The organism is Acidithiobacillus sp. (assembly GCF_023229925.1).
Classification (GTDB): Bacteria; Pseudomonadota; Gammaproteobacteria; order Acidithiobacillales; family Acidithiobacillaceae; genus Acidithiobacillus.
The window spans coordinates 947,064-972,886 of record NZ_JALNYM010000001.1; the positions used below are offsets into that span (position 1 = coordinate 947,064).

29 protein-coding genes are annotated in these 25,823 nt (G+C 57.8%); 7 read left to right on the plus strand and 22 right to left on the minus strand.

Annotated elements, in window-relative coordinates; genetic code table 11:
- Positions 1 to 16: 16 nt before the first annotated feature.
- The 5 genes from M0P56_RS04760 (at position 17) to M0P56_RS04780 (ending at position 4,716) form a co-directional block, all read left to right on the plus strand.
- The gene (locus M0P56_RS04760; RefSeq protein ID WP_291508900.1) at positions 17 to 283 is read left to right on the plus strand and encodes a FeoA family protein; all 267 of its coding nucleotides are present in this window, start codon (positions 17 to 19) and stop codon (positions 281 to 283) included.
- The gene (gene feoB / locus M0P56_RS04765) at positions 280 to 2,628 is read left to right on the plus strand and encodes a Fe(2+) transporter permease subunit FeoB (protein ID WP_291508901.1); all 2,349 of its coding nucleotides are present in this window, start codon (positions 280 to 282) and stop codon (positions 2,626 to 2,628) included. The genes M0P56_RS04760 and feoB overlap by 4 nt, the downstream gene beginning before the upstream one ends.
- Entirely contained in the window at positions 2,625 to 2,936 is a 312-nt protein-coding gene (locus M0P56_RS04770) for a FeoC-like transcriptional regulator (protein WP_291508902.1), read from the plus strand. Before feoB ends, M0P56_RS04770 begins: the two co-directional genes overlap by 4 nt.
- A 117-nt stretch (positions 2,937 to 3,053) precedes the next feature.
- Positions 3,054 to 3,914: an N-carbamoylputrescine amidase gene (gene aguB, locus M0P56_RS04775; RefSeq protein WP_291508903.1), complete on the plus strand. Its 861-nt coding sequence runs from the start codon at positions 3,054 to 3,056 to the stop codon at positions 3,912 to 3,914.
- Positions 3,907 to 4,716: a gamma-glutamyl-gamma-aminobutyrate hydrolase family protein gene (locus tag M0P56_RS04780; protein ID WP_291508904.1), complete on the plus strand. Its 810-nt coding sequence runs from the start codon at positions 3,907 to 3,909 to the stop codon at positions 4,714 to 4,716. Before aguB ends, M0P56_RS04780 begins: the two co-directional genes overlap by 8 nt.
- On the opposite strand, the gene M0P56_RS04785 is transcribed toward M0P56_RS04780, so the two are convergent.
- The 4 genes from M0P56_RS04785 to M0P56_RS04800 are packed head-to-tail and all read right to left on the minus strand — an operon-like array spanning position 4,637 to position 7,346.
- On the minus strand, positions 4,637 to 5,284 hold the full coding sequence (locus M0P56_RS04785) for a VTT domain-containing protein (protein WP_291508905.1): 648 nt from the start codon (positions 5,282 to 5,284) through the stop codon (positions 4,637 to 4,639). The genes M0P56_RS04780 and M0P56_RS04785 overlap by 80 nt on opposite strands.
- A 28-nt stretch (positions 5,285 to 5,312) precedes the next feature.
- Positions 5,313 to 5,669: a hypothetical protein gene (locus tag M0P56_RS04790; RefSeq protein ID WP_291508906.1), complete on the minus strand. Its 357-nt coding sequence runs from the start codon at positions 5,667 to 5,669 to the stop codon at positions 5,313 to 5,315.
- On the minus strand, positions 5,666 to 6,418 hold the full coding sequence (locus M0P56_RS04795) for a GMP synthase (protein ID WP_291508907.1): 753 nt from the start codon (positions 6,416 to 6,418) through the stop codon (positions 5,666 to 5,668). Before M0P56_RS04795 ends, M0P56_RS04790 begins: the two co-directional genes overlap by 4 nt.
- Before the next feature lies 1 nt (position 6,419).
- The gene (locus M0P56_RS04800; RefSeq protein ID WP_291508908.1) at positions 6,420 to 7,346 is read right to left on the minus strand and encodes a LysR family transcriptional regulator; all 927 of its coding nucleotides are present in this window, start codon (positions 7,344 to 7,346) and stop codon (positions 6,420 to 6,422) included.
- Positions 7,347 to 7,431: 85 nt separating this feature from the next.
- On the opposite strand from M0P56_RS04800, the gene M0P56_RS04805 reads away from it, so the two are divergent.
- Positions 7,432 to 8,034, plus strand: a complete 603-nt coding sequence (locus tag M0P56_RS04805) for a TM2 domain-containing protein (protein WP_291508909.1) — start codon at positions 7,432 to 7,434, stop codon at positions 8,032 to 8,034.
- 21 nt (positions 8,035 to 8,055) lie between these two features.
- Here M0P56_RS04805 and M0P56_RS04810 read toward each other — a convergent pair whose 3' ends face one another.
- The 5 genes from M0P56_RS04810 to M0P56_RS04830 are packed head-to-tail and all read right to left on the minus strand — an operon-like array spanning position 8,056 to position 14,145.
- Positions 8,056 to 9,201 (minus strand): aldo/keto reductase, encoded by a 1,146-nt coding sequence (locus M0P56_RS04810; protein WP_291508910.1) that lies wholly within the window; start codon positions 9,199 to 9,201, stop codon positions 8,056 to 8,058.
- A complete protein-coding gene (locus M0P56_RS04815; RefSeq protein ID WP_291508911.1) occupies positions 9,198 to 10,394 on the minus strand; it encodes an acetoin utilization protein AcuC in 1,197 nt (398 codons plus the stop codon). Before M0P56_RS04815 ends, M0P56_RS04810 begins: the two co-directional genes overlap by 4 nt.
- A 14-nt stretch (positions 10,395 to 10,408) precedes the next feature.
- Entirely contained in the window at positions 10,409 to 12,904 is a 2,496-nt protein-coding gene (locus M0P56_RS04820) for a VWA domain-containing protein (RefSeq protein WP_291508912.1), read from the minus strand.
- A gap of 9 nt (positions 12,905 to 12,913) precedes the next feature.
- Entirely contained in the window at positions 12,914 to 13,744 is an 831-nt protein-coding gene (locus tag M0P56_RS04825; RefSeq protein WP_291508913.1) for an AAA family ATPase, read from the minus strand.
- Positions 13,741 to 14,145: a hypothetical protein gene (locus M0P56_RS04830; protein WP_291508914.1), complete on the minus strand. Its 405-nt coding sequence runs from the start codon at positions 14,143 to 14,145 to the stop codon at positions 13,741 to 13,743. The genes M0P56_RS04825 and M0P56_RS04830 overlap by 4 nt, the downstream gene beginning before the upstream one ends.
- 123 nt (positions 14,146 to 14,268) lie before the next feature.
- On the opposite strand from M0P56_RS04830, the gene M0P56_RS04835 reads away from it, so the two are divergent.
- Entirely contained in the window at positions 14,269 to 14,592 is a 324-nt protein-coding gene (locus tag M0P56_RS04835) for a hypothetical protein (RefSeq protein WP_291508915.1), read from the plus strand.
- Between the two features lie 57 nt (positions 14,593 to 14,649).
- On the opposite strand, the gene M0P56_RS04840 is transcribed toward M0P56_RS04835, so the two are convergent.
- The 13 genes from M0P56_RS04840 to M0P56_RS04900 all read right to left on the minus strand — a co-directional run bounded on the left by M0P56_RS04840 (position 14,650) and on the right by M0P56_RS04900 (position 25,805).
- Complete coding sequence (locus M0P56_RS04840) at positions 14,650 to 15,027, minus strand: hypothetical protein (RefSeq protein ID WP_291508916.1); 378 nt, start codon at positions 15,025 to 15,027, stop codon at positions 14,650 to 14,652.
- A 46-nt stretch (positions 15,028 to 15,073) separates the two neighbouring features.
- On the minus strand, positions 15,074 to 16,081 hold the full coding sequence (locus M0P56_RS04845; RefSeq protein ID WP_291508917.1) for a lipoate--protein ligase family protein: 1,008 nt from the start codon (positions 16,079 to 16,081) through the stop codon (positions 15,074 to 15,076).
- A 44-nt stretch (positions 16,082 to 16,125) separates the two neighbouring features.
- The gene (locus tag M0P56_RS04850) at positions 16,126 to 16,536 is read right to left on the minus strand and encodes a hypothetical protein (RefSeq protein ID WP_291508918.1); all 411 of its coding nucleotides are present in this window, start codon (positions 16,534 to 16,536) and stop codon (positions 16,126 to 16,128) included.
- 116 nt (positions 16,537 to 16,652) lie between these two features.
- A complete protein-coding gene (locus M0P56_RS04855) occupies positions 16,653 to 17,990 on the minus strand; it encodes an OmpP1/FadL family transporter (protein ID WP_291508919.1) in 1,338 nt (445 codons plus the stop codon).
- Positions 17,991 to 18,237: 247 nt separating this feature from the next.
- Positions 18,238 to 19,374: a radical SAM protein gene (locus M0P56_RS04860; RefSeq protein ID WP_291508920.1), complete on the minus strand. Its 1,137-nt coding sequence runs from the start codon at positions 19,372 to 19,374 to the stop codon at positions 18,238 to 18,240.
- 24 nt (positions 19,375 to 19,398) lie between these two features.
- On the minus strand, positions 19,399 to 20,460 hold the full coding sequence (locus tag M0P56_RS04865; protein ID WP_291508921.1) for an NAD(P)/FAD-dependent oxidoreductase: 1,062 nt from the start codon (positions 20,458 to 20,460) through the stop codon (positions 19,399 to 19,401).
- A complete protein-coding gene (locus tag M0P56_RS04870) occupies positions 20,457 to 21,527 on the minus strand; it encodes a lipoate--protein ligase family protein (RefSeq protein WP_291508922.1) in 1,071 nt (356 codons plus the stop codon). Before M0P56_RS04870 ends, M0P56_RS04865 begins: the two co-directional genes overlap by 4 nt.
- 48 nt (positions 21,528 to 21,575) lie before the next feature.
- Entirely contained in the window at positions 21,576 to 22,697 is a 1,122-nt protein-coding gene (locus M0P56_RS04875; protein ID WP_291508923.1) for a radical SAM protein, read from the minus strand.
- An 82-nt stretch (positions 22,698 to 22,779) separates the two neighbouring features.
- The gene (locus tag M0P56_RS04880) at positions 22,780 to 23,220 is read right to left on the minus strand and encodes a glycine cleavage system protein H (protein ID WP_291508924.1); all 441 of its coding nucleotides are present in this window, start codon (positions 23,218 to 23,220) and stop codon (positions 22,780 to 22,782) included.
- Between the two features lie 56 nt (positions 23,221 to 23,276).
- Positions 23,277 to 23,672 carry a DsrE family protein gene (locus tag M0P56_RS04885; protein ID WP_291508925.1) on the minus strand — a complete coding sequence of 132 codons (396 nt, stop codon included), beginning with the start codon at positions 23,670 to 23,672 and terminating at the stop codon, positions 23,277 to 23,279.
- The gene (locus tag M0P56_RS04890; protein ID WP_291508926.1) at positions 23,669 to 24,115 is read right to left on the minus strand and encodes a glycine cleavage system protein H; all 447 of its coding nucleotides are present in this window, start codon (positions 24,113 to 24,115) and stop codon (positions 23,669 to 23,671) included. Before M0P56_RS04890 ends, M0P56_RS04885 begins: the two co-directional genes overlap by 4 nt.
- Positions 24,116 to 24,181: 66 nt before the next feature.
- On the minus strand, positions 24,182 to 25,093 hold the full coding sequence (locus M0P56_RS04895) for a CoB--CoM heterodisulfide reductase iron-sulfur subunit B family protein (RefSeq protein WP_291508927.1): 912 nt from the start codon (positions 25,091 to 25,093) through the stop codon (positions 24,182 to 24,184).
- Positions 25,086 to 25,805, minus strand: coding sequence for a 4Fe-4S dicluster domain-containing protein (locus M0P56_RS04900; RefSeq protein WP_291508928.1), 720 nt, complete (start codon positions 25,803 to 25,805; stop codon positions 25,086 to 25,088). The genes M0P56_RS04895 and M0P56_RS04900 overlap by 8 nt, the downstream gene beginning before the upstream one ends.
- Positions 25,806 to 25,823: the final 18 nt, after the last annotated feature.

Sequence of the window (25,823 nt, forward strand, 5' to 3'; positions counted from 1 at the left end):
GCGGAGGGCGGATCCAGTGAATCCATCCCTGTCCGTAGGAGACCTTAACCTGGGCGACAGCGCCAGGGTACGCGATGTCGGCGGTGGCAGAAGCATACAGCAACGCATGAGCATGCTCGGCATCCGCCGAGGCATCGACATCAGCGTGGTCCATGGTCCGAGCAAGCGCGGTGCGGTATTGCAGGTGGGTGGAGCGCGCGTTGCGCTGGGCTGGGGCATCATCCAGCATATTGAGGTGGAGTTGCCGGGGACCGATTCCCGGAATACAGGAGAGCCGACATGAGCACATGTCACGAAGAAAATCAGAAAATTCAATTTACAGCAGGACTACCGGTCATTGCCCTGGCCGGCAATCCGAACTGCGGTAAAACCACCCTGTTCAACCTGCTGACCGGTGCCCATCAGCATATAGGCAACTGGCCAGGCGTTACCGTGGAGCGACGCAGCGGCAACCTGAGCCTAGCCGGGCGCAAGGTCTCCGTAGTGGACCTGCCCGGCGTGTACAGTCTATTGGGAGGCGGCGGCGAGGATCAAACCGTGGCGCGCGACTTCCTGCTCGACGGGCAGGTCGATCTGATCGTCAATATCGTCGATGCCTCCAATCTTGCGCGACATCTGGCCCTGACTGCTGAGCTGCTGGAAATAGGTCGCCCCATGGTTCTGGTAATGAACATGGTTGATGAAGCTGAAGCCCAGGGACTGGAAGTGCATACGACTGAACTCTCGGCAGCGTTAGGTTTGCCGGTAGTACCCATGATCGCCCGCAAGGGCAGGGGACGCAGCGAGCTGCTGGGCAGTTTGACCCAGACACTTAAGCAAGCACCTCACGGCACTCCGCCCGCCTATGGCCTACTGATAGAACGGGCCTTAAACGTCCTGACCATCCTGCTACCCGGCGGCAACCCCGCGCGCCGGCGCTTCGAAGCCTTGCGCCTGCTCGAAGGTAGTGCCGAACCGGCCGACCCCGGGATGCAATACGCCCTGCAGCAAATCATCGCAGAGGTGGAGGATGGCAGCACTGAAATCCCCGCCGATCTGATCATGGATCGGCGCTTTGGCTGGGCACAGGAAATGGCCGCCATGGCACTGCGTCGGAACGGAAATGCCGGAATGCGCCAGCGGGTCACCGACCTGCTGGATCGGGTAGTCCTCAATGACTGGCTCGGCGTTCCCGTCTTTTTGCTGATGCTCTATCTGGTCTTCGTCGTCAGCTTCAGCGGCGGCAATGTCTTTTTAGACTTCTTCGATCAAGCCTCCGCTGCAATCCTGATACACGGAGTGGGTCATGTACTGCTGGAGACGGGATTGCCCACCTGGCTGATCTCTGTCGCCGCAGGGGGCGTTGGGGGCGGACTGAATCTGGTGATTTCCTTCATTCCCCCCATCGGCCTGACCTTTCTCTTTCTCGCCTTTCTCGATGACTCGGGCTACATGGCCCGTGCCGCCTATGCCATGGATCGCCTGATGCGCCGCCTTGGCTTACCTGGCAGCGCCCTCGTCCCCATGGTCATCGGCTTCGGCTGCAATGTGCCCGCCATCATGGGTTCGCGCATCATCGAGGACCCGCGCGGACGCATCCTGACCGTACTGATGCAGCCCTTCATGTCCTGCTCCGCACGCCTGACCATTTATATGGCCTTTGCGGTAGTCTTCTTTCGCAATAATGGCGGACAGGTGGTTTTTGCCCTCTATGTGTTAGGGATCATCGTCGCCTTGCTGACGGCGTGGCTACTTGGCAAAACCGCCATGCGTGGAGAGGTCCTGCCCTTCGTCATGGAACTGCCGCCCTATCGTCTGCCGAGTTTCCGCAGCGTGTTCTTACAGAGCTGGCAGCGCCTGAAAGTGTTCATCTTCCGGGTGGGCCGGGTGATTGCGGTCATCGGCGTGGTGCTGTTTATTCTTCCCGGCATCGGCTGGACGGATCACGGTCTGCGCAGCACCAACATTAATCACTCTCTGCTCGCCCAGGGTAGCCGCGCGCTGGTCCCTATTTTTGAACCCATGGGCATTCATCAGGACAATTGGCCCGCCATTTCCGGCCTCGTTGCCGGGGCAGCCGCCAAGGAGATTGTGATCGGCACGCTTAACGGCATTTATCAGCGGCAGAATGCTGCCGACCTACTGGCGGACTACCGCGATCCCGACATTGCCGGGCAACTCTGGGATGCGTTGAACACCATCCCGGCTAATGCGGTGACTTTCATCACCACGCTGGACGATCCGCTGGGGCTATCGGCCATGGAATCCACCTTTTCCGCTGAACAAGCCTCTGGGGCGGAAAGCGCTACCCTTCAGGCGATTGCGGCGGGCTTCACTACCCTCTCGGCATTCACTTATCTGGTTTTTGTGCTGCTCTACGTGCCCTGCGCCAGCACCATGGGAGCCTTACGTCGCGAAGTTGGCTGGCGCTGGATGATCTTCTCCCTGCTTTATGGCACCGGCCTGGCCTGGGGCGCCAGCACGGTGATTTACCAGACGGGCACCTTCGCCGAACATCCGGGATCTTCTACGGCGTGGATCGCTGGCGTACTGGCCGCTTTTGCCTTGCTGGTCATCGGGCTACGACTTTATGGACAACGCAGCGACATGTTATCAAAGCCATTTCTGAACCGGAGGGCATCGGTATGAAACCGTTGTTCGCGGTTCGGGAGATACTGCAGAAACAAGGTATGGCCAGCGCCAGCCAGATAGCTGCGGAATTAAAGCTCTCTGTTGGACTAGCCGAGGATATGCTGGCGTACTGGCAGCGGCGCGGCGCGGCGGAGCAAGTAGCTGTGGGCACCCGGAAAAGTTGTGGCGGTTGCCGTTCGGGCGGCGGCGACCGTTGCGGCAACACCTCGGCGTCTTTCGTTCATGCCTACCGCTGGTGCGGCGGTGGGGAGAAGGCAGTGACGACAGCTCAGCCCGCTGTTCCACTGACTTGGCATCAGCCGTGAACTGGCGGGTGGTCACTTAGCCTATTGTCTCCATGAGGCGGTCCTCTATACTTATCCCACAGGACGGAAGTGATGTTTGATTGGCCATGACGAACGAGGTGACCGGTGCGGGTAAAAGTGGCAGCCATTCAGATGGCCGTGGGGAAAAACGAGGCCGATAATATTGCCATGGCGCTGCAGCAGGTGACCGTGGCAGCCGATGCTGGGGCCAAAATCATCCTCCTCCAGGAACTTTTCAGCACACCGTACTTCTGCAAAGATCAGAATCCCGATTTCCTGAGCCTGGCGCAGCCCCGCGAGAGCCACCCCGCCCTGCTCGCCATGCAAAAGCTGGCGCGGGAGCGCGAGGTCGTGCTCCCGGTCAGCTTTTTTGAGCGTGCCAATAATGCCTTCTTCAACAGTCTGGTGGTTTTTGACGCCGATGGCAGCGATCTGGGGCTCTATCGCAAGGCCCATATCCCGGACGGTCCCGGCTATCAGGAAAAGTTTTATTTCAGCCCCGGCGACACCGGGTTCCGCGTGTTTGACAGCCGCTATGGACGCCTCGGCGTCGCCGTCTGCTGGGACCAATGGTTCCCGGAGGCCGCGCGGGTGATGGCCTTGCAGGGCGCCGAAATACTGTTCTACCCCACCGCCATCGGCTCCGAGCCCCAGGCCCCCGAAATCAACAGTCGCGGGCACTGGACCCGGGTCATGCAAGGCCATGCCGCCGCCAATCTCGTCCCCGTCGTCGCTGCCAACCGGGTGGGACGGGAAATCGGCCGGGAGAGCGAAATCACCTTCTATGGCGGCTCCTTCATCAGCGACGCCACCGGCGCACTCATTGTCCACGCCGACCAGGAAGAGACCATCCTCTATGCCGATCTCGACCTGCAAGCCCTCGCGGCACAGCGGCTGGAGTGGGGACTCTTCCGTGATCGCCGTCCTGAACTGTACACGCCCATCCTGACTTTGGACGGGAATCCGCGTCGTGGATGATTCCCAACCCCCCGCGCCACCCGTCATCGCGCTGAGCGCCTATGAGCGCAACGGAGAGGCCTTTTCGCTCGCCCCGCAGTATGCCGCCGCCGTCTGTCAGGCGGGTGGGTTGCCCATCCTTTTTCCACCCCAGTGTCCCGAAGCCCGACTTATTCTGTCGCGCTGTGACGCGCTGGTGCTCACCGGCGGCGGCGACATCTCTCCCGATTTTTACGGTGCGCCGCGTGACGACAGCATTCATGCCGTACATCCGGACCGCGACGCCTCTGAGATCGCGCTGGCGCGAGAGGCCATCGCCCGGCGTATCCCGGTGCTCGGCATCTGCCGCGGCCTGCAGATCATTAATGTCGCCTTGGGCGGCGACCTGCTCCAGGACCTGCCCAAAAGCATCGGCACCCGCATCTGCCACCGCAACGCCGAGCATAATCCCGTCATGCATGAGGTCATCGTCTTGGCGGACACGTTGCTCGGGAGAATCGCCCGGCGGGATACCCTGGAGATCTCCTCCTGGCACCACCAGGCCATCGCGAATATGGCCCCCGCACTACGCATCAACGCCATCGCCGAGGATGGCGTCATTGAAGCCGTGGATATGCCCGACAACCCAGATGTCTTTGCCGTCCAGTGGCACCCGGAACATACAGCCGCCGGTGACCCGCATCAGCAGGCGCTGTTTGATTGGCTGGTACAGCGCGCTGCCCGGCGCATAGCGCGACACAGACTTAGCGGGAAGGATGTTCGGCAGGCTGCAACCGCTGTTGCAGCCAGGCCAGCGCAGCGGGAGTCAGCGAAATCACGATGATGGCGACAATCACCATATTCAGATGGCTTTTGACCCAGGGAAAACGTCCGAGGAAATAGCCCGCGCCGAGCAAGCCCCCCACCCACAGGAAAGCGCCCGTCAGATTGAAGCCAAAGAAGCGACGGTACGGCATGACGGCAATACCTGCCACAAAGGGCGCGAAGGTACGAATAACCGGCAGAAAACGGGCGATAATCACCGTCTTACCGCCATGCCGCGCATAGAAGCGCTGGGTCGTAACCAGGTGCCGGACATTGAGCAAGCGCCCGCCAAAAAGGTGGACACCCCAGCGGCGGCCCACCCAGTAATTCACCGCGTCACCCAGCACCGCCGCAGCCACCAGCAAACCCAGCAGCCAGGGCGCGCTCATGATGCCTGCGCCGGCTAGAGTACCACAGATAAAAAGCATGGAGTCGCCCGGTAGGACCGGCATGATCACCAGCCCAGTCTCCGCAAAGAGAATCAGGAACAACAGGGCATAGACCCAGGCTCCATATTCCTGCAAAAACAGAATCAGGTATTGGTCAAAGTGCAGCAGAATCTGCACGAGATGATGAATATCCGACATTGGCGCGATCACCCGGTGCGACGTGGATTCACGCGTCTTCCGGCGCGCCGCGGTAACGCTGATAGTGACGTTCGAACATCATCTCCAATTCAACAATGACCGTCCCTGCCGCTTCCCCGCCCATCACATGCCTGGACATCAGGCCGGAGGTATCATTGAGCATCTCCTTGGCGTCGAGCATGGCATAACTTTCCCGCAGGCGTTTAATCGCGCCGACGACGGTCTCCCCCTCTTTGGCGGGCAAGATATTCGGCTTCTGTAGCGTCGGCTCTGGCGCTGGCTGTCGCCGGCTATTCAGGAATTCCGCAAAAGTAAGCACCTGCTCCTGCTCCGCACTCCCGAGCCTGCGCATGACGCGGAGAAAATGACGTTCCCGACTGTTCATACATCGTCCCCAGTGTCCACCTTGAGGGCAAATACCCGTGGTTTGCGTTTCTCGGTCATAAGAGACAACTCGCGGACCAGAGCGACAATGACTCGGTCCGTAGTTTTCTGCATCTCCGGCCACAGTGCCCGCGCCTGCCCCAGCAGTTCGCCGATATTCTCGGGGGTTTCGCGGTCCTCTTCCATGAGGATATCTTCAATCAGTCCCGGCTTCATCTCCGGCCTGAACAGCAGCCCTACCACCCCTTCTTCCGGGCGGAAGGCGATCCAGTGACCTTCGTCATCCACCACCAGCGGCTCGATGCCCTCCGGCAAGGTGGCGGTACCCGGCGACCAGACCATCACCTGAGCGCCGTCCACCGCCTGTGCCAGAGGGTCGTTGCGACCTGCCTCGGTGGCGTGGGCGGTGGTGAAATAGGCGTTATGGTAGGGCTCCAGATGCAGTTCGGCTCCTTCATACTGCGCCAGCAATAACGCACCCAGACCAAAGCCCACCACCGGCCGCTTCGCCTTGCGGAAAATGGCAATGGTATTGAGTTCCTGGGTCAGCCAGGCATATTTGTTCGTCTCCAGGGGAGACATAGGCCCACCCAGCAGAAACAGTGCATCAAAGGTCAGTGCATTGCCCGGCAGTTCGTTGCTGAGAAAAACCCGGAAGTAACTGAAACCGATGTCGCGCTTTTCCAGCTGACTCTCCACGATACCCAGAAACTCGGAGTAACTGTGCTGCACGACGGCAAAATGCTTCATGTTATCCCTCTCGACGCACCGGCATGGACAACATGTCCCTGCTACAGCGGCCTTTCGCGAATTCCAGAAATTCATCCATCACCAAGCTGCGGAATTTCTGCTTCTGATAGACGAAAGAATAGGGGCGGGCCAGCGGTGGATTTAAGGGGCGGGCCACTAAAGTACCGAGCGCCAGCTCCTTGAGGACAGTCGCCGCGGAAACAATAGCCACCCCCAGCCCACCTTCCACAGCCCCTTTAACCGCTTCCGGGCTACCCAATTCCATGGTGATATGCAGATCGTTGGTGTCTACGCCGACCTGTTGCAGGTATTCCATAGTCACCTCACGGGTGCCCGATCCTTCTTCGCGGGAAACGAAGGGATAATCCAGCAACTCCTGCGCCGTCACGCTTTCGTGACTACTCAGGGCATGATCAGGGTGGGCGATCACAATCATGGAGTCCATGCAACACTTGAGGGTGGCGAGGCTCTTGTTGGTAACCAGCCCCTCCACCAGCCCCAGATCAATGCTGTTATCCTCAATCATATGGACAATTTTGTCTGTATTGCCCACATGCAGACGTACCTGCACGTCGGGATACTTCATTTTGAAATCGCCCAGCACCCGAGGCAGCATGTATTCAGCGATGGTCGTACTGGCACCGATGAGCAGATGCCCGCGCAGATCACCAGTCATTTCCCCTACCCGGTTGGACATCTCACTGTAGAGCGAGATGATGCGCTCGGAATACTCATAAACCACCATGCCCGCCTCAGTGAGGCCGATGCGGTTGTGGGTGCGGTCAAACAAACGGGTATTGAATTGTTCTTCCAGTTGTTTGACCTGAAAAGTCACCGCTGGCTGGGTCATATGCAGTGTATCTGCCGCCTTGGTAAAGCTGAGCAGCCTTGCCACCGTGTGAAAAACCTGTAAACGCCTGTCTGCCATGAAAATCCTTAAGTCGCCCGCGACTTTTCACCAGTTTAGGGGTAATATCTGAGCGCTTCAATACAGTGTTTACGGAGGATAACCCATGCCCAAGGCTTGGGAAAAGCTCGATCTGCAAGGCGCTGGGGTACAGAGTCTACAAATTCGCCTGCAAAAACTCCAGAAAAAATCTCTATGGGGCTATCTATACTGGTGTCTGTCCCCTTTTGGGGCGCACCGTTTTTATCTGGAACAGTCATGGGCCTGGGTCTTTCCGCTGATCAGCGTCGCGATTCTCGTGCTGACATTTCTCGGCTTGACCTGGGAAGCTGTCGGTCTCGTCGTCGTCCTCTGCGCCGTCGCGCTCTGGGACCTCAGTCGCATCGGCCTGTGGATCAGCGCTTACAACAAGGAACTGCGTAAGGCAAGTTGGTTCGCCCAGCAGACGCCAGCCGCCCCCGCCAACTACCAGGGACGCGCGGACAGTAGCGAAAAGTCGGCGCAGTGGCAGCGCGAGTTACAAGACTATACCCAAGCCAAGGAGAGCGAGCGCGCCGGCCACCCTGCCACTAATACCCCCGCCAAAAAAGGTTTTGCGCCAGGCCAACGCCGCCTCTCTTTCGCGGAACAGGAGCGCCTGCTCGCCGAAATGGCCAAATCTCCGAAAAGTGCGACGGAGAAAAAGCCACCTGATTCTGCCAAAAAGTAGTCGGGATCAACTGAAGCCAGGCTATTGCTCCTTTTCAAACATGGCCAGATAGCGCTCCCTGGGGAGCGGAGGCTGTTTGGCTACCGCCAGGAAATCGGCGAGATGCAGGGGCGCACTGAGCCCCACCAAGGTGACCCCGATACCGGGCGTAGAGCGCACAAACTGGATGGCGCGTTGCGCCGCATCGGCCAGTTCCGGCATCGCTTCCTGCAAGGAAGGCACCTCTTCCCGCGCCAACAGGCCCTTGCCAAGGGGATGGCTCGCCATGATGGTCAACTTGAGTTGAAAAGCCGCCTGAATAGTCGAGCCGATGTTGCCCTGCCCCGTCACCTGACTGAAGCGCGTGTAGGCCTCCGGCATCAGCGCGTTGAATGGCACCTGTACCACCCGCAGATGGTGACGATTACCCTGCCCCGCCGCCTTCTCAGCCAACCCGATAAGGCTGGTCAGGGACTGGAACAGGGTATTATCCGTCTCTACCCGGCAGGCATTGAAGGTGGAAATGCCGTAGTAGCGGATCTTGTTGGCCTGCACCGCCGCTTCGAGCATGGTAAACACATCAATCAGCTTGCGGTACATCCCTTCTTTGCCAATCAATGGGATATGCACCTCCGGCTGATCCACCAAAAATACATCCAGGGTTTCCAGACCAGTTTGCGCGCGCAGGGTATCCAGTTGCCAGGCAATATATTCCGGACTCAGGCAGTGGACCCCTTGGACCATATCCTCCTCCTTGCCCAGCCCCTTGGCCACCACTTCCTCACGGAAAAATGCCAGCGGATCTTCTGGCCGTCCGTCGGGAAAGGTCAGAAACCCCCCCTTGCCAACCACGAAAAACTCCTCACGCTGGATACCCGCCGCCATCGCCTTCGCGATGCCCACACCTACCGCCCGCCCGGCCCGCCCGAAACGGTAGTTGGCACCAGTGTCGATGACGTTGATGCCCGACTGCAAGGCCCGCGCCACAATGGCCGCCACCGCGACATCCGTCACATCATCCACACCGCCGGGGAAGGTACCGACGCCGAGGGAAGATAGCTTGATGCGAGTGTTCAAAAAGTCACTGAAGTGTTCGTCAGCGAGGATCCCAGCGAAGCGTGCCACGTAGGCCTTGGTACCGGCACTGTTGGCGGCCCCCGGAATCAGTCTATTTTCCGCAACATTCACGCAGCGTTACTCCTGTTGGCAAAAAGGGGATGATGTTGCAGCAAAAAATCCAAGCGTTCACGCAGCTCGGCGCGCACCGGCCCCAGTAGGGGCGCATCTTCCAGCGACAAGAACTGCTGACCATAGTCCGGCGCGTCCTCATCGTCCAATTCCCAGTCGACCGTCGTGAGCAACGTCTGTCCGGCGGCTGGTAATTCCGCCGGTAACGAGCGACCGCTGAGGATGGCCCAGAGGCCGGTCCAGCAGCGCGCCAGGGCAACCGGATGATAACCGCCCCCGCCCAGAACCAGCAGACGCGGACTTTCCGCCACGATCTGGCGCACGACCTGCCAGAACAGGCCGTTGGCGATCCGGAACTTGCTCAGAGGATCCGGTGCAAGGATATCGGTGCCCGCCTGCAAAACGACGACATCAGGGCTGAAGCGCTGCAAAACACGAGGCCATAACTCGGCAAAAGCCAACACATATTCGCTGTCATTCACCTCTTTGGGCAAAGGCAGATTAACCGCCAGCCCCGGCCAGTCGGTGAGCTTCCCGCCCTGAAAGGGATAGGCGTAGTCCGTATCCATGTGCAGGGAGACCGTCAGCGTGTCCGAATCTTCCACAAAGGCCGCCTCCACCCCATCACCGTGGTGCGCGTCCATGTCCCAGTACAACACCCGCAACCCGGCGCGGCGCAGGCGCTGAATAGCGAGCACCGGGTCGTTGAGGTAGCAGAAGCCACGCGCCTGACCCGGTGCGGCATGGTGCATTCCGCCCGCGGGGCTGAAGGCGGTTGCGCCTTCCAGCACGGCTTCCGCCGCGAGCACGCTGGAGCCGGTAGCCAGGGAGGGCGTATCGAAAAAACCGGGGAAATAGGGATTCTCCAGCGTACCCAACTGATAACGTTGACGATCGCTGTCCTGCACACCACCACGAAACTGTGCCCGCTCAAAGGCCTGTATGTAATCTTTTGTATGAAAGCCGAAGAGCTCCTGATGACTCGCCGGGCGGCCCTGCCGGTATTCTTCCGGCGCCATGGCCCCGTAACTGTTGATGAGGTCCAGGGTCAGGGATACCCGCGGAATCGCCAGGGGATGGTTACTCCCATAACTCTCCCGCCGGTAACGCGCCGCGCCGACGAAGACCGCCGGGCGGGTCGCAGCGATTTGTGGGCGCAGCATCCCCCGCTCGTTCACATTGCTGGCAACCATCTGCGCCTCATCCGTCACGCGCTGTGACCGCGCAGGCGCAGATAAATCTCCGGCAGACGCGTCGGTAGGCTGTCGAGATGGGGCAACACGAGATAGTGCCCCGGCCCGAAAACCAGCGGCAGATATTCGCCACCACGCGGATCGAGACTGATACAAAAGGCGTGAATACCCAGGTCTTGCGCCTCCTTCACCGCCATGCGCGTATCCTCCTGCAAATAACGAAAGTCACCGCCGTCGTCATAATCTGCGGGACGGCCGTCCGACAGAATCAGCAGCAAACGTCGCTGCGCCGGACTGCGCAGCATGAGCCGTGCGCTATGGCGGATGGCTGCCCCCATGCGTGTCGCCAAGCGCCCGGACAAGCCGCCGAGCAAGGCCCGCGCCCGGGAATCAAACTTGTCGGCAAAGCGCTTGATAGGGTAGAGCAATACCTCGTCATGATATTTGCTGGCGAACCCATAGAGGGCAAAAGGATCACCCACTTCTACCAGTGCCTCGCCGAAAAGGAGCATGGCCGCGCGCAGACGATCCACCACCCGTACCCCGGAATCTCCGGCCTCTGCCATGATGGAGGTGGAGAGGTCGGCAAGAAGCAGTACGGAAGTGTCCCGCTGTTGCGGTCGTCTTTGTTGGTAGATGCTGGCTTTGGGCGAACGCCCGGCGCGCCGTTCCACCATAAACTGCACTGCTGCCTCCAGATCCGGCTCGTCACCCTCGTACTGCCGACGGCGCGGCGCCATCCGGGTCGGCTTCTGCGCCTGCAAGGCCCGCTTCAGACGCCTTAATGTACCGTCATATTCTGCGGCAATGGCGACAGCTCTGACCTCATCCTGTTCGCGCAGGGGGCGCTCGTGCACCCGTGCCCAGTTTTCCTTATAGTTCTGCTGCCGGTAGTCCCATTCCCGATAAGGCCAGCCGCCTTGGGGACCTTGTACCCCGCGACCACTGCCAACAACCTTGGCAGGAATGGGAATACCGACCCCGACGCGCCCGCCGGTCCCCTGAATGTCCTCCGGTGGGATATCCATATCCGGATCGTTGCCCTCCGCCTGTTGCGGGGCCTCCCTGGGCTTTTCTTCATGGCCGGTGGCACCTAGCTCGCCACCACCATCCATCTCCGGCGCATCAGTGCCGCGTTTATGGCGCGGGTACACCGGTCGTGCGGCATTAGGCGAATGGCCGGGCAGATAAGCGCTGGCCCGTTCGGACAAGGATATCGGCGGCAAATCCGTCGTCGCATACAGGGTCAACGCCGCCCGGAAGGCATCGACAATGCCCGCCTGCGCCATCGTCAGAACAGCGAGTTCGGCAGACAAATGTCCGGTGCGCGCCTCTTCCAGCAGTCGTAGCGCCTCCTCGTAGTAACGTCTGGCCGGTCCTCCCGGCGGATTGTGGGCATGCGCCGCCCGCAACACCCGCGCCAGGTAGCCGGGCATCTGCCGTTCCAGCGCCGCATCCACGCGCAAGTCTTCGCAGAGGTCGAAAATAAGCTGGAAGCGGATCAGGTCTTCCCCAAACTGCGCGAAGAGCGGCCGCCAGGTAATCCGCTGGTCGGGATCCAGGGGAGGATGCTCCATACCGATTTCCGCAAAAAGAGCGCGGATGGCGTCCTGCTCGTAGCTGTCAAACGCCAGATGCGCGCCGGTATGGTAAAAGGCGAGCAGTGCCTCCTCCCGGTCCGGCATCACCGCCGGTACGAAGAGGCTACGCCCGTCGGTCTCCAGAAAACTGCGCCCGCCTTCCAGGCTCCAGTCGCCCTCTTCCAGGGGCAGATGCAGCCCGGTCCAGGCCTGAAGCAGAAGTCCAAAGAGCCGCTTGTGGGTCCCCATATGAAAGCCGGGCAGAACCTCCAGCAAGAAGCTGCGCGCTTCGTCACTCTCCAGCCGGAACCAGGCCTCACCACGCACGCGCCCCGCAGCCAGCACATCCGCTCCGCGCCTCGCCCACTCTGCTACACCCTCCAGCCCGCAGATGCCACGCACCTTGATGGCACCTTCCAGATACGTCCCCAAGCCCAGACGGCCCTTGGCCAGGGTATCGGCGGGCGTCAGCAGCGCCCGCAACCCCTCAGTGCCCGCGTCGCCAAACAGAATGGCTGCAGGCACCCGGAAATAGGACGCCGCGCTGTCCACGTGCCGGTCAACCCAGGCGGCACCCAAGGCAAACCACAACGCCTCTCCCTCGACGCCCCAACCCCGGCGTACCGCGCTGGCCTGTTCAAAGAAGCCCACCGCCGCCCGGAAGGTTCCGCGCTGACTGAGGAACCTGCGGGCCTGGTCCAGCCAGGGGTCCAAGCCCCCAAAGGCTTTTACCAAATCGGCGGTGGTATGAAAAAACGCCTTGCCTGCTTCCCGATCATAAAAAAACAGGTCCCGCCCGGTCTCCAGGTACCGCAAGGTCGCCACCTCACCGAATGGGGTGACCGCCGGCAAAGCCGCCCGTGCATCCCTCCCGGCCACAAAGCTGATGGCCGCCAGATGGTCGAGGATATCCTCCGTCGCCGCCGACATGGCCGTTCCTTAGCTTTGTTCCGGGAAGAAGGTCCGGAAAATCTCCAGCAGCGCCTCGGCCAATTCCGGATCGTCCGTCTGCGGATTGATGATCGCCACGGTACAGGCCTCCAGCGCGTCCAGCCCCGCCGCCATCAGCGCACCCGCATAGATCAGGGCGCGGGTAGAGGTCACTTCCTGCAATCCCTGATCCTTGAGATTCCGCGCCTTACCCGCCGCCGCCACCAGCGCTCTGGCCCGACGCTCATCCATGCTCGCCTCTTTCATCACAATCCGGGTTTCCACATCGGCGGGCGGATAGTTGAAATTCATCCCCACAAAACGCTGCTTGGTCGAAGGTTTGAGGTCCTTCAGCACCGTCTGGTAGCCCGGATTGTAGGAAATCACCAGCATAAAATCGGGGTGCGCAGTGATCTCTACACCGAGCTTCTCAATGGGCAGATGACGACGATGATCGGTCAGCGGATGAATGACGACCGTCGTATCGGTACGCGCCTCGACGATCTCGTCCAGGTAGCAGATCGCGCCCTCCCGCACCGCTTTGGTCAGCGGGCCGTCCTGCCAGACCGTCTCGTTACCCTCGATCAGAAAGCGTCCGACCAGATCCGAACTGGTAAGGTCTTCATGGCAGGCCACGGTCACCAGCGGCCGCTTCAGACGCCACGCCATGTGCTCCAGAAAGCGGGTCTTACCGCAGCCCGTCGGCCCCTTGAGCATGACCGGCAAACGCCGACCCCAGGCCGCCATGAACACGCTTACTTCATTCGCCACCGGCTGATAAAAAGGCTCATCGATAAGCAGGCGCAAGCCGTTACTCGCTGCCATTTTCGTCTCACTCATTCTTTGTCCCCATTGTTTTGCTCGGCATGACTGCGCAGGTACAGATAGATATGGCGCAGGGTATGAATCACCATGCGCTCCGGTTGAGCGGGCAGCGCATCGGTACGCTCCTCTTGCAGGCAATTCTGGTAATAAATCAGTTCACGACAATTATCGCGAATGGTGTTCCAGTAGGGGGCACCTTTCACCAGCACCCTCCACAATTCCAGCAAACCCGCATCACTGACATAAGCTTTGCGCTCTGCAGCCAGCATAATACGCAACATAGCTGACGCCTCTTCCACGCCCGCCACCACCAGCTCCGGCAAGGCCATCCCGGCATCCTGCTGCCGTGCCAGCGCCTCAATACGCTCGTGCGTTGTATCTAATGCGCTCATTAACTCGTTTGACTGCGTCATCATCACTCCTGATGGATTTTCCGAACGCGACCCGCTACCGCTCCGCGCGATTTTCGTCTAGGATAAAAGAGTTTCAGCTGAATGCGTGCATAATTCATTTTATAGTGTGATTAAGAAGGGGCTACCATGAGTACGAATCTGATCAAAATGGTCAAACTCAACAACCTGCAATACAATGCCAATCGCGACCCGCAGGTTTACCGCCGCGTCGCTGGCCATCCTTTCCGGATTCAGGCCATGCTGGAAGGCAAGGGCACCGCGAAGATCAGTGTCACCTGCGAAGGCAAGGCCCTGAAAGAAGCCAGCCTAGAATTGCCCGGCATTTTCTCCTACGAAATCACCTTCAAGAACGCCGGCATCCGTATTGCCACGCTCACCGTCAGCGCCAACGGCCAGAGCGAGAGCCACGACCTGCTGCTGGACACAGAAGCCCACGCCAAAGTCGGTTAACGCTTCACCGCAGGCAACGCCCATCGGTTCTCCAGCTGGTGGGCAGTACCCCAACATTTACCAGCCAAACAGAGCAAAAAACTCTGGTAGGCGCTGCAAGCCCGCATCCCGGTCAAAAAAGCGATCCGCCCGCGCCGAACGCGCCGCATTCCGCTGTTCCTGGCTTCCACCCAGACAAAATATCGCAATATTCAATTGATATTCCCGCCGCAGAGTATCAATCAATTCAATAGGCTCTACAATTTCCGGATCATCCAGGTTCAGCAGCATAAACCGATGCAGCAACACGTCCTGCCAATCGCCCAGGTCGTCCAGGTTCGTAGCTTCCGTCATCTCCCAATCTTCGGGCATCCCTGCCACGACCGCCGCGTGCAATTCCGGATCACTTGCCATGAGAATAAAGCGCTTACGCATCCGATCACCGATACTGGGCACTTAGCTACCTCCATTGTCAGAATATCCGTGAGCCGTGCGGTGGGGCTCAATCCGTCCAGACCGCTGTCCCTAATAGCCTTTCACCCCAGAACGGGGCTTCCTTTCCGGCGATTTCTCGCAACCGCTCGCCAAGCTGGACGGGGTCAGGCTGCAGGCCGGTTAACCGTGCCCCCTGCCCCGCCGACCAGACAGAGCCAGCGACGCGCCGAAAGGTGCCATTTTCCGTCCACACCCGCAACCAATGGCCATCGGGCCAGTGCTGCTCCGTCAGGAAAGCACGCGCTTTGAGCTTGATACCGGCAGGCACCCGACGGCGGACGGGCTGGTCCCAGTCCACATCCTCCAACTCAGTCTGCTCCATCGCACGCCGCTCTCTCTCCGTAAGCGCCGTCGGAAACGCCACTTCCCAGCCCATAGCCTGCAACAACCGCGGACAGAATTTCAGCACTGCCTCCACACCGATCACTCTGTTCAGCAACTGCGACCAGCTACATATCCCTTCCTGCAAAGCCTCTGTCAGCCATGTGCGAAAACCCGCCGAAGGGGCTGCCACACAGTCTACAAAGGACGCCCACTGCGCCTCCAGAATAAAGCTGCCACCCAATACCAGACTATGCCCAATGGTCGCAGCCCCGGTGCCACCGATCTTGCGCCCTTGGCACCAGAAATCATGCCCTTCCCGCGCCTCCACTTTCAGGCCAAAATATTCATGCACAGCGATCACCCAAGGGGCAATCAGGGCAAACAGCTCAGGCGCACGGCGCACCCGCGCAGTCGGCGGAAAGATAAAGAAATAACTCAGCTGATCAGGATCTACCCAGACCAAACCACCACCCAGGGCTCGTTGCACAATCGGAATCCTCAGCCGCTCACAAGCCGCCCGGTCCAGCTCCGCACCCGGTCCCTGTGCGGCCCCCAGACTCAGATGGGCATCAGACTGCGCCAGCAGCAGAATGGGCATATCCTGCTCGCCCTGCGCCTCCGCCAAACCAACATAAGCCTGGTGCAGAGCCTCCGGGGCGAGCTTCTCCAAACGGATCAGACGAATTCGCACGACTTACAAAACTGCGTCCAATCGAAACAACCGATTCGCCCCAATCAACTCTGCGCAATCTCCTCCTGCGCTTCTTTATCCTTCGGGCGATAAAAAGCAGAAAAATAAAAGTCGCGCTCATTGAGGGCCTGATGCCAGCGCACTCGTTCTTCCACGCCCGCCTGCATGATCCCTGCCATGGCCATGGACTGCTCACTGTCGAGAATCAGGATGCCATCCTGCAAATCTTCATCCAGATCAATAAAATGTGCCGCCAATCCTTGCGGCTCCTGGATATGTACCAGGAAAGACTTGCATGAGGGATCTTCCGGGTCCAGTGGTGTCATCACCAGACGCCCCAGATAAGCCATGCGCGCCAGTTGATTGAAACGGGGAATCTCCAATTTTTTCCCCATCTTGTACTTTTTCAGCTCGTTCTTCAGGCTGCTCACGTCGGTAATCGGTATCGACTTCATGACAATCCCTAGCAATACGGTCGGCTATATATTCCCCCAAAACCCCCTCCCCATGCAAGACGCCCACAAAAAAGGAGACGGTTGCCCGTCTCCCGCGTAACCCGAGGAGGGATTGTTTAGAATACGTAACCGATTTGAAGGCCGTAGGAGTTTTCATACATGGTAGCGCTGACAGGCATAGGTCCACCAAAAGGGGAGGAACCAGCCGGACCCGTGTTGGTATTGGAGAACTCATGCATGTAGGCCTCCGTCAACTTCCACCCCATGCCCAGCTTCTGCGTGGCACCGAAGGTAATGGCACTCTGCACGATGGCCGGGAAGATCAGATTGGAGGCAATCGTGTTGTTACTGATGGGATTGGAACCATAGGTATAACCTGCACGTACCTGCAACCAGTTGGTAAGATCATACTGTGTGCCGATGTTGGCCACCCACTGGTTCTTCCAGTGCATCGGTAATGCAATAGAGGATACACTACCCGCAGGTGCGCCATGATAAACCGCATTCCAAGGACCAGACACGTCAAAGTTATTCATAGTGCTCGCCCAGTTAATCCACTGCCCCTCTACACTGATTAACCATTGCGGGATTGGGCGGATCGCCAGACCAAATGCAACCTGCTGCGGATAATTCAGAGTACCGCTATATTGACCGGGAGTTCCGTATACCCCAGACATGGTTTGAGGGTTTATCTGATTTTGAACACCCGCCTGCCAGTTTAGGGACGAAAACCAAATGGGTGATTTATAGGTCAGGCCCAAGGTGACCATGTCATTCACTTTGTACAACATACCCAAAGTAAATCCCGCGCCATAAGCCCACGATGGATTAGCAAGATTCAATCCACCCGTATTCAATGGACCCATTGGTCCATAGGCAGACGCATACTGCGAAAAAGTCTGCTGGAAAGATGCTTGTTCAGCAGCAATATTCAGCGTAGCACCCACAGCCAAATGATGATTCACCTTCATAGCAATAGAAGGTGCCATTTGCATAAAGGTAATGCTACTAAAAGCTTGCGCGTATCCGCCATAGGGCATATTAGGGTTGGCAGGCACATTCTGCAAATAATTCACGCCCAAGCCGGAGGTGCCATACACACCACCACCAAATACGATCCCATCGCCGAATGCAGGTGCAACCCAGCCAATCGCCGGAACACCGTAGACGTTGGTGTGGCTGCCAATCTCGCCAAATCCCAAATTCGTCTTGCGAACCGGATTAAAAATTTCTGCCGAGAAGGCGGCTTGCGGAGCCATCAATGCCAATCCGGCCGGGTTGCTGATAGCCGCAGACAGAGGATCATCCGGCGCCGCCACCACGGCACCTGCCATACCCACGGCATACTGACCAATACCAATCAATTGATAACCATCAGTTGCGAATGCGCTGACCGACAGGCCCATCGCCAATGTCGCGCCAACCGCAATTCCTAAAATTTGTGATTTTTTCATCTAAATCCTCCGCCCTCAGTTGTGTCGCTAATGACACGATGATTGTGTCGGAAGCGAAACAGTGATGCAAGACCTTGGTTCTATCATTTTTTTAATCCGTTTATCAACCCACAAAATGATGGTTTATTAGCAATAATAAATATTATAAAGACCTATAAGAGAACGCACATAAACTCAACAAAAAAGGGGCCAAAGCCCCTATATGCGCATTACATAATACACCCCGATTCGGGATGAGACCTTGGCGCTAGCCCAAAAACTGCAAATCCTGCAATCGCATCTGGCGCCGCACGATTTCCACATCTTCCTTGTTCAGCGCAAAGGGAAAGGAGCGGATATCCGAAGGCGACGAATCCCCATAAGGCCGATTACAGGCGCTGACTTCTTCGTCATCCTTCCCTGGGCAGCCGGAGGTCTGAAAGGGCTTACCGGAGTTGATGATGTCTTCCAATTCCGCCTGGGGATAACCGAAACCCAGTACGCGACCATACTGATCAAACTCCATATCCTCATAACGGCCACCCGCATAGTCAATCAGGAATCGGCCCAACTGCACCCGGCGCCAATGGTCCTGGGGCACGGCGTCCCAATCTTCCATCATGGAGCCCTTCTCTGGGAAGAAGGCAAACATGTGGTTGTGACCACCCATATCTTTCATCTTCTGACAGACGGCGAGGATTTCCTGCTCCGTCTCGCCCATGCCGCAGATCAAGTGCGCGCCGAATTTCTCGGGTCCGTAAATTTCTGCCGCCCACTCGATGGTCTGCCAGTACTTATCCCAGGAATGAGGGCTCTGCACCGTCTTGCCACGGGTACGCTCAAAGATTTCCGGCGTCACGGCATCCAATGCGACGGTAAATATATCGGCACCCATCGCCTTGAGGTCGATCAGATCCTGCTTCTCCATGGTGGTCGGATTGGATAGGATGGAGGCGGGAATGTGGGGCGCCACTTCCATCCAGCGCTTCAGTATGACTTGGGTATCATGGTCGGAATCGGGGTGGGTGATCATACTGATGCACATACGCTGGAACTGACCCTTGTCGCTGTTCTTGGCGATACGTTCGAGCATTTCATCCACGCGCACCGTCGGCCAGTCCACCCGGATGAAGTTGCGGTCGGCGTAATCACGGCTCTCTTCGCGGTGCCGGGCCAGACCACAATAGGTACAATTGGCACGGCAACCTTCCGGATAGGTCATCAACAGGTTCAGGCAATTGGTACAGGAGGTTCGGTGCATCACTCCTGGCACCAGGCCCAGGGTAATCGCCGCTGCGGTGCTGAGCTGCACATACTCCGGCGACCGCATCGTCGGCGTTTTGACGAAATAATCCGGGCGATAAAAGTTCAAGGGCTGGGAATTTTCTTGCGCTACCGCACTCATGGAAGCTCCTCCTGTCATTCCGCCTTAGGCGGCAAAGTATTCATCAAAGGCGATCCAACCGGATCGCATCACCCTGTCTTTCTGGGCCGCAGGCTGTCGCCACACGGCTTCCAAAGATTTTCTCCGCTGCACGGCCCGCGCCAGGGCCGGGCCAAATTGATCCTGCATATCCTCGGCGTAACTCTCCAATGCTTCCCCATCGCCCGCCAGATAATCAGCAGCGGCCAGTCCTGCGCCCTCCCCGCTGATCACCGCAGCGGGGATGCCCGCACCGGTAATGGGATGGGTCAGCCCCGCCGCGTCCCCGGCAAGCACCACGTTGCCATGTACCATCAGCCGAATACCGCCCACGGGAATCGCGCCACCGGTACGTCCGAGGACGGCTTCGCCGATGATGCCGCGCTCTACCATCTGCCAATGCAACTGCTCCAGCGGCAATTTAAGATTATCCTCAAAACGCCGATCCGCACCCAATCCAAGATTCGCCACCGGCCCGCGGGGAAACAACCAGCCATAGCCGCCAGGAAAGGCGTCCGAGAGGAAAATATCCGTATCCGCATAGGAACGCAGCAACGGCACCGTATACTGACGGGTATAAACAACCTGTTGATGCGGCATGCCCACCGCTGCCGCCACCAGACTATGTGGCCCATCGGCACCAATCAGCAAGCGGGGACGCACCGTCAACTCCTCATCCGTGCCGCGCCGCAAGCGGGCCACTGCGCCATCCCAGGCGAGGAATCGGCAACGCATTTCCACCTGCGCGCCCGCCGCCTGCGCCAACTCCGCCAACCCCTGATCAAAACGTGCCCGGTCAATCATCATGCCGGGGAAGACACTGTGGTGCTGTAGCCCGGATGGTAGTACCGTCAACATCCCTTCTATGTCCTGCACCCGCGAATCCGTTTCATGTACGGTACGCAAGAGCGGCATGGGGACAAACTCGGCACATTGCACCGGAACACCGACCTCCGCACGGCGATCCACGCAGATCACCGTCAGGCCCTTGCCCGCAGCGGCACGCGCTGCCGCGGCGCCGGCCGGACCAGCACCTATCACCAGTACATCTATGGCTAAGGGGTTCACGCGTCTTTTGCCGCCATCCGCAATACCGTCGCGAAATGTTCCGGCTGTAAGCCGAAACCATCGACAGCCTGTTTCTCGAATAATCCCTCGATAATGCCATCCACGTCATTCAGATGGACATTACGCAGCGCCGCCTCCAGATCGACGATAGCGCGCCGCGGCTGAACAAAATAATCACCGCTAAAGTGAACCTGCCGCACACGATTCCCATAGCTATCCCAGAGCATTTCCGCTCGCAGCGTGCCACCGGGGGCGCGTAACGTCGCTTTACGCAACGGCATATCGTCGCGCGCACGGCGGTTGATGCCGAGCCACTCCGCGTCACGCACCTCCGCCAACGCCTCCGGCAACAGCGCGGCTACGGCATCCGGCAAGTCGCCCTGGACGAAAGACAGCCCCAAATGCGCGCGGAAACCATCCAGCAAGACCTTCTGCACCGCCATCAACTCCGGTGCTTTACCCAACAAGGCTTTTAAGCTCGTCACCCGTTCCGACACCGAAGAGATGGCATGGGCATCCAGTTTCTCCAGCGGTACGCGCAGTACGCGCAACATCCGCGGAATGTCCAGATCGACCAGCACCGTCCCCTGAAACAGCAAGGTGTCTCCATCCATAATCCCACCGGTGCCGGAAATTTTTCGCCCTGCCACTTCAATATCATTGCGCGGACGAAATTGTGCGGTCACTCCCAAAAGAGACAAGCCAACCGCTGCCGCTTCACAGATCTTTCGTGACAGCGACGCCATATCACCCTGGGGCAGCGCGTCCCGCCGACACACCAACTCCCAACCTATCTGGGTGGGATCAAAAATCAGTGCACCACCACCGGTGAGACGACGCTGCACCGCGATCCCCTGCTCACGACAGAACTCCAGGTTGAGTTCCTGCTCCGGCGATTGGTGATAGCCGACCAGAGCGGACTCCTCAAAGCGCAGGAAACGGAAAATATTGGGAATCTGACCTTCGGACATCGCCAGGAGCAATGTCTTGTCTAAGGCCATATTTTCGTCGGCCGGGCGCAAGCCGGTATCGACTACAAGCCAGTCTTTAGCGTTATGCGTGTTCATAACGCAAGCCACCGGACGAACGTGAAGTCTAGAAGAAACAATGCAGTCTCAGGCCGTAAACACGATCGGGATATCCCGCAGATGGGTACGACGCTTCGGTGCAACGGGGACATAATCCAGCGGCATAGTGGTCGTCTCGTCACCGAGCGCCAGGACTTCTTCACCGACAATCATGGAGCAGCAGGACGGTGTCACAAAGACATCCCGTTCCAGGTGCTTGGCGAGGGCCAGCATGCCGTCCGAGGGGAAGGCCACCCCGTTCAGTCCTGCCATAACCGCATAGGTATCGGTGATGGAGCGATGCACACCGGAAGGTCGTGCGCAGCCCAGCAATACCGGAGTTTCCGGCAGAGCTGCCCGCGCATCCATAAAGAATTTACCAATTTCATCCGCTGCTGGCGTCGCGAAAGGCCGACTCGAAGAAGCGTACTGCGGCATGATGACCACCAGCACCAGTGCGCTGGGCAGATGCCGCTGGATAATTTCGAGAGCGTTCCACTCACCAAGCAGCTCTCCGTAATGCAGCCCGATGACAATATGCGGCACCACTTTCATCTTGGTGGCCACCAAGGCTTCCAGGGCGGCCTCAAAATCATCCACCGAACGGCGCAAATGGTACACTTGGCTAATGGTGTCCTGTGCACCGATTACATCCATCATGGCCACATCAACACCCGCATCCTCCATCCCGCGCGCAAACTCCGGGGTGGCAATACCCGTATGCATGGCAATCTGTAAATTCGGATAGCGATCCTTAATCTTGCGCACCGTCGGAAAATAGGGTTCGTAATGGACCACGTTCTGATGGTCAGAACCGCCTGAAAGAAGCAGCCCACGGCCTCCATCCAGGACAATTTGGTCCACCAGACGATCCAGTTCTTCTGGCGTCCGCACCGGAATCATCGGCTCCAAAATCTTCGCCTTACAGTGATCACATTGTAACTTGCAGTCCCCACCGGTGATGGAGATAGCGGGAAACGCATTCTTCCCGCACGCGGAGACTTCCGACGTTTCATGATGTTTAAAAGAAGGCGTATAGAAATTGATACGACCCACCTGAGTACCGGACAGTCCGGACCACCGTTCACGCATAGAGTCCACCAAATCTGCATTGAGGACCAAATCCTCCAAAGCCTCTACTTGAGAAACAGCGTTTAACCATGGGTTCATATGAATTTCCATCCTTTACACAGAGAGAAAGCTGGACGGCCGCAAATGCGGCCGTCTTCTTGGATCATGACGGCTTTGCGAATCAGCAGCCGCCAAAACCATCAGCAGTCATCTTTTCTTCGAAGGCCGCCAAAGCGTCGGCACCGGTCTTCAGTTCACCAGTGTCACCGTCGAAGTCTGCCGGGGTAAGCTTGGCAATCCAGCCGCTGCCGTAGGGATCTTTATTGATGAGGCCGGGATCTTTCGCAACATCATCATTGCTCGATACGACGGTGCCACTGACTGGGCTCTTCAACGGGCCAACCCATTTTCCAGACTCAACGGTCGCCGCCGACTTGTCCTTCTTGATGTCCTTACCAGCGCCCTTCGGCGTATAAGAAACGATCTGTCCCGCCAACGCACAAGCATAGGAGGTCATGCCGATGGTCACACTGCCATCATCTTCCTTGCGTAACCACACGTTATTATCCACGTTGTACAGCAGGTCCTCGGGGATTTCACAGCCACGTACAGTTCCCATCATTTTCTCCTTCGGGGTCACATTTTAGGTAAACAAAGCATGCTGCCAGGCAGCATTATTTAAAAAAACAACAATCGGTCAACGGACAAAATCAAGTCGGCGAGATCACCGGCAGACGCCACCGCATCCACTTCTTCAATCAGGTTATCAGCCTGAATCTCATAGCCTGGAAGTGCCGGACGACATACATGAATTTCTACCCCGGCATTCTTCGCGTCACGAATAAAGTCAATAATGCGCTTGCCACCAGCCATCGCCGAGAGATTTTCCGCGACCCCTGCCTGCATCAGCCTGACCGCTTCCATCGTGCAAAAAATCTTAACCTCAGCATCCATGGAAGACAACAGGGCGCCTAGATAAAAAGGTGTCGCACAGCGATGTGCCGTGCTTGGCCCGCTGGTCATCACGATGACTACCGACTTTTCGCCCTGATCCTCCAGGTAGTGATCGCTCATCGCATTCCTCGTTCACAATGAATATCATCACGCAGACAGCGCTGCCGGTACAAATCAAAGGCAACGTCTCCAGTAGACAGCTTTTCGAGCGCAACATCTACCGAAGCCACTGGCCGTACCCGTGCGATCCATGCTTCGTAGGGCTCAATATTGAGAAGATTAGGATCTTCCAATACATCTTCGTTGGCCGCATCAATCACGCAATCAAAGACATTCGGCACCGGGCCCGCCCATTTCCCACTTTCAATAGTGGCGACCGGCTTGCCCACCGGACGACGTGTTCCAGGCCTGCGTACCCGGACGTGCAATATCTTTCCCGCAATCGACTGAGATATGTCGGTCATACCCACGGTAAGTGTGCCGTCGCCTTCACGTCGCACCCAGATTTGGCATTCCCGATCGTAATATAATTCGGCGCGGAATTCGCAACCGTTACATTCCATAGCCTTCCCCTGGTGTCAGCGGCAGGTAAAAAAAAGCGCCCCACAAAGGGGCGCGTTTCCACACCGTCAGATAATACCTTTGGCCGCGAGGAGATCCATCGAGTCGCTGACGTTGTCGGGGATGCCGACTTTGCGAGCAGACAGACCCATGGCCAAACCGAGCAATTGGGTAAAGTAAATCACCTTGACGTTCGACTTGATGCCAAATTCCGTCTCAGCGCGAACCTGATGCATTTCCAGGCCAGAATGGCAGGTAGGACATTCGGTAGCGATCACTTCCGCACCCGCATCTTCCGCCGCCTGAAGGATATTCAGCACCAACTGGGTGGAAGTGTCCGAATCCGATAGCGTATGGGCGCCGCCACAACACGCCGTTTTCAGAGGAAAATCCACACTGACGGCACCGGCAGCGGATAACAAGTCATCCATAAAGTGTGGCGCATAAGAAGACTCGGAGCCAGGACCCTGATCCTTCTCCGGAAAAATCTGCCGGGGACGGGTGTACATACAACCGTAGTAGTTGGCAATCTTCAGCCCATTCAAGCTCTTCTTGACCTTACTTTTGATGCCATCGGTGCCTACTTCTTCCATGAACCATTCCAACGCATGCAAGCTGCGCACATCGCCATCATATACAGGATCACCCGATTTGTCGGCGAGCTCCTGCACCGTTTTCATGGTTTCTTCCGAAGTAGCGCACTCATATTCGGCTTGCTTCAGATTACGATAGCAGCCATTACAAGGCGCCATCACCGTATCGCAGCCCTGCAGCTTACTGGCAATAGCCAGATTCCGTGCGGACATATACGTCTGCAGCATGGGATGAATGTTCTTCACTTCCATCGCACCACAACAGTTGTAGTCTTCGAGGTTTTCCATCTCCAGACCGAGTTCTTTCACCAGAACGCGGGTGGATTTGTCATAGGGTCCGCCGGAACCTTCCAGCGCACAGCCCGGATAATATGCAACTTTAGCCATGATGAGCGGCCTCCTTCTGTGCCTTCACATACTCAGCGAGGACTTCACCGGTTTTACCCCATGATTTGGTCTTCGGACGAAACACCGTGTTCATTCCCATTTTGGCCAACTGGCCTAAAGGCAGGTGCTTAGTCAAACGTTTGCCAAACTCCACGATCCAGGCCTGCACCATGGGCTGGCCGGAGCGCTTGAAAAACCCCATCATCACCTCAGTATCTTCAATGCGCCCATACTCGATACACTGATGCGTGAACTCTTCATCAAAATGTGTGGACAGCGTCTTGGGCGTCAAGCCGTTCTCTTCCAGCCAATGCGCTGTCGCCTTCATCACTCCTTCAGGACGGACATCCTTAGGGCAGATGTTGGTGCATTTATTGCAGGAAACACACTGCCAGATGATGTCTTTATCCTTTATCAGCTCGGCTTTCAGCCCCAAACGAATCAGATAAATCCAGTAACGCGGATTAAAATCCACGTTCTGCGCATACATGGTGCAGGAATTGGTACAAGAACCGCACTGCCAGCAGCGATGCACGTTCTCACCACCGCTGTAGCTCTGGATGATTTCTTCAAAATGCTCTTCATAGTCCGTCAGCGTGCGTGGGGTAATCATGGTGTTCCAAGAACCGGAAACATCTACCCCATCTACTACCAGATGATCGTGCTGCAAAATCCGATCGGGATCGATCAGTGTTTTTTCATGAATAGCCATAGCCGCTCCTATACCCTA